General features: G+C 65.8%; 2 protein-coding genes. Both read left to right on the forward strand.

Annotation, left to right across the window (positions count from 1 at the left end; all coding sequences use genetic code 11):
• Positions 1-125: 125 nt before the first annotated feature.
• Entirely contained in the window at positions 126-1778 is a 1653-nt protein-coding gene (locus BLS34_RS25130) for a hypothetical protein (protein WP_139189500.1), read from the forward strand.
• Positions 1775-2730 (forward strand): hypothetical protein (locus tag BLS34_RS25135; RefSeq protein ID WP_215906219.1); only part of this gene is annotated, 956 nt, incomplete at its 3' end. The genes BLS34_RS25130 and BLS34_RS25135, both read left to right, overlap by 4 nt.

Below are 2730 nucleotides of genomic sequence, written 5' to 3' on the forward strand. Positions count from 1 at the left end.
GAGGCCGCCAAGCTGTTTGACCAGGCGCAGCGAGACGCGCAGTCGGCCGGCGAAGGTAAAGGCCTGTCGGCCGAGCGCCTAGCGCAGCTCCGTCGCGACATTCTCGGCGTGAAAGTCCAGTCCGCATGAGCGAGCAGCTCCCCACCTCGGCGATGCCGCCTCCGCCATCGCCGATCGACGATCTTCCCCTAGGAGTGCTGCCGCCAGACGATCTCGATCCTCTGGCGGACGGCATTCTTATGGCCCACCAGGTGGAGTGGGTCTCCGACGAGTCCGACCTGAAGCTCGCCGAGAAGGGCCGCCGGACCGGCATCACCTTCGCCGAGGCCCTGGCTAGCACCCTGATCGGCGCGGCCAGCGCCACAGCCGGCGGAGACAACACCTTCTACATCGGCGACACCAAGGAGAAGGGCCTGGAGTTCATCGGGACGTGCGCGAAGTTCGCGCGCAACGTCGCCGCAGAGCTGCTGTCGGTGGAGGACTTCCTGTTCGACGACGTCCAGGAGGATGGCAGCTCTCGGCAGATCCAGGCGTACCGGATCCGCTTCGCCTCGGGCTTCCAGATCTGCGCCCTATCGAGCCGGCCGGCGAACATCCGAGGCCTGCAGGGTCGGGTGATCATCGACGAGGCAGCGTTCCATCCGAACGTGCGTGGCGTCATCGACGCCTGCAACGCCCTGCTTATTTGGGGCGGCAAGATCCGGATCATCTCCACGCACAACGGCGTCCTGAACGCGTTCAACGAGCTGATCAAAGAGACCCGCGAAGGGCGCTACGACTATTCGATCCATCGCATCACGTTCGACGAAGCTGTTGCCAACGGTCTGTACGAGCGGGTTTGCCTGCTGCGGAACTGGACCGCGTCGGCCGAGGGCAAGGCCGAGTGGTATCGCAAGGTCCGGCGGAGCTACGGCACGCGGATCGAGGCCATGCGCGAGGAGCTGGATGCCGTCCCGCGTGAAGGCGAAGGCGTAATGCTGCCGCTTGCCTTGATCGAGGCCTGCAGCACCCGTGAGTACAAGGTCGAAAGGTGGGAGCCGCCGACCACGGACTTCGTGGATGCACCGGAAGAGATCCGGCGGGCGACCATGCAGGCCTGGCTGGAGGAGACCGTTGCCCAGCACCTGGTCGCGCTGGCGCCTCTGCAAACGGCGATCGGCGAAGACTTCGCCATGCGGCAGGACCGAACCTGTATCGCGATTGGCTATACAGCCGGCGACCTGGTGCGCCACGTCCCGCTGATCGTGGAGCTGCGGAGCTGCCCCTACGACCAGCAGAAGCAAGCGCTGTTCTTCATCGCCGGCCAGCTGCGCGATCTGCGCGCTGCGATCCTGGACGCCAACGGCAACGGCATGGTCCTGGCCCAGGAGACCCGCCAGAAGTTCGGGCAGCATCGGGTCACCGAGCTGATGGCGAACGACGCCTGGTACCGGGAAAACTCCCCGCGGTTTCGGGCGGCATTCGAGGATCGCTCGATCCTGCTGCCGGCGGACATCGATGTCCGGGACGACCTGCGACAGTTTCGGATGGTCGGCGGTGTGGGCAAGATCCCGCGCGACATCCGCAACGAGGGCAGCGACGGCGGCCGGCGCCATGGCGATGCTGGAGTGGCGCTGCTCAATTTCTACACCGCGACGATGCAGGAGGTTCCCCCGCCGGCTGGCGAGACGATCGACCCTGCTGAAGACACCTACGCGACGCAGGCCGAGGCCGAGCGTCCGACCGCGCGCCTGCTGCCGCGCAATCACACCCCGCTCTTTGGCCGGAGGTTGCAATGAATCCGTTTCGTGGGCTGGCCCGCCTGGTCGGCATTGGCGCCGAGGAAGATCCGCCGATCGCCGAGACGGCCGCGGTGCGAGAAGCTGTCGGCGTCACGGTCGACGACGACGAGGACAGCTGGCGCCGGATCACCGGCGACGCCAAACGCGACCTCTCACCGGTCACGCAACGGCGCATGCGGGAGATGGCTGCCTACGTGTGGGAAGCCAACCTGCTGGCCAATCGACTGATCGAGCTGCCGATTGCTTACCTGCTGGCGGAAGGCGTGACGCTGGAGTCCAGCGATCCGGATGTCCAGAAATGGCTGAACGCCTTCTGGAGCGATCCGATCAACAGCATGGACATGACGTTGCCGCGCCGGATGCGGCTGCTGGCGCTGAACGGCGAGCTGTGCTGGCCGGTGTTCGTGAACGAGTTCAACGGTCACGTCCGGCTCGGCACGCTGGATCCCTCCCTGATCGAGACTGTGGTCTTCGACCCGGACAATTCCGAGCAGCCGATCGGCATCGTGACCTGCCGGGATAACCGCGGCCAGCAGCGGCGGTACCGGATCATCGTTATAGGGCCTGAAGAGGTCTTCGGCGCCACGGCCCGCCGGATCCGAGAAACCTTCACCGACGGCGAGTGCTTCTACTTCCGGATCAATGATCTCGGACGGCGCGGCCGGTCCGACCTTCTGGCCCAAATCGATTGGGTCGATGCCTATGAGCAGTTCCTGTTCGGCGAGATCGACCGGGCGCAGTTCATGCGGGCCTTCATTTGGGACGTCACCCTGAAGGGTGCGACGAAGGACGAAGTGGAGGCCCGCGCGCGGCAGATCACGGCGCCCCGGCCGGGAAGCACGCGCGTGCACAATGACAGCGAGGAATGGAAGGCAGTCACGCCGCAGCTCCATGCGTCGGATGGCGACACTGCGGCGCGGACCTTCCGCACGCACGTTCTCGGCGGAGC

The organism is Thalassobaculum litoreum DSM 18839 (assembly GCF_900102465.1).
GTDB lineage: Bacteria > Pseudomonadota > Alphaproteobacteria > Thalassobaculales > Thalassobaculaceae > Thalassobaculum > Thalassobaculum litoreum.